Below are 1204 nucleotides of genomic sequence, written 5' to 3'. Positions count from 1 at the left end.
GTAGAAACCAGATAAAAAAGGGTACAAGAAAAGATATTTAGCGAAATGCAATTTATTTCGTTGAGTAAATGCAGGTGCTAAATTCGTTCTTAGGCTGGCTTGTCAATGGATCTCCCTGTGTCTATTCTTTATTTGTTGAACAAACCCCGGAGGGAAAGGCAAACGCTTTCAGGAGCGATGGAAACAAGCCCTAATTTATCGAGCGTTTCGTTCCCGAAGAGAAGACTGAATAACTCAAGAGGCGAGTGATCATTCAGTCTTTTTCTTTTATAAGAATTGATATGGCTTGAAATGAGGTTCAATTCATCTTGTGTTAACTGATCGAAAGATGATCCTTTAGGATAGAATCTGCGCAACATTTCATGGTTATTCTCGCAAGTCCCTTTTTGATAGGAAGCAGCGGGATCACAGTAGAATAAACGAGACCTGGATTGATGGAAGGCATCGTTTTCAATCGCCGTCGGATTGGAAAATTCGGAGCCATTATCCGTCAGGGTGACTTCAAATATTTTCTTGAATAACTCAGGACCGAATCGTTGTTCATAAAGTTGATCCATCTGTTGAATTGTAGCTTGAGAGGTATGGTGGTCGGCCAGGAAGAATAATTGAAGATTGCAGGACTTGAAGAGAAACGTGAGAATCACCTTACCGCCTTTAATCCCTTCAACAGTATCCATCTCTACAACGGAGACATCCGGATGAGCTTGAACGAAGTCCAGGTAGTCTGCATAAGTTCGGTGAATCCGACATTGACTATCGACCTTATGTTCTTTCCGCCCTGATTTTCTAGGTTTTAAGCGGCACTTTCGAGGCAAATCTAAATTTTTGATACCGGGAAGCAGGTTGGCGTCAATGAGATTATAAATGGTTTTCTCATGACAAGGGAGAATATCAGCTTTAACCAGACAAGCATGATGTACGGATTGTTTATTCTCTTTAATAAGCGGAGTAAGCTCCCGCTGAATCAAAGCCAATTCAGCTTCGGTTAAATTAAATCCAGAACGGGTTTCAACGAGCCTCTGCCGATATTCCTGGTGGGCTTCTGCTGCCTTATAATCACGTTGTTCCAGGGAGCAGCGCTGACGCTGCCGACAGCCATTACAAACATAAGGAGGATGAGAGAGAGAGAAGGACAGCACTCTTTTTCATAATCATGACAAACCCGGAAACAATGACCACAAAAACGACAATTCCCCTTTTGAAA

2 protein-coding genes are annotated in these 1204 nt (G+C 42.2%); both read right to left on the bottom strand.

Annotation, left to right across the window (positions count from 1 at the left end; translation table 11 throughout):
• Window positions 1-128: 128 nt before the first annotated feature.
• The gene (locus I2G61_RS16255) at window positions 129-1070 is read right to left on the bottom strand and encodes an IS30 family transposase (RefSeq protein ID WP_229100795.1); all 942 of its coding nucleotides are present in this window, start codon (window positions 1068-1070) and stop codon (window positions 129-131) included.
• Window positions 986-1204, bottom strand: a 219-nt coding sequence (locus I2G61_RS16610) for a hypothetical protein (protein WP_229100796.1), incomplete at its 5' end; no start/stop codon positions are given. The genes I2G61_RS16255 and I2G61_RS16610, both read right to left, overlap by 85 nt.

The sequence above is a fragment of the Holdemania sp. 1001095H_141210_F2 genome (genome assembly GCF_015558105.1).
Lineage (GTDB): Bacteria > Bacillota_I > Bacilli_A > Erysipelotrichales > Erysipelotrichaceae > Holdemania.
Note: the sequence above shows the minus strand (reverse complement) of the source record. Positions and strands in the feature narration are given on the sequence as shown.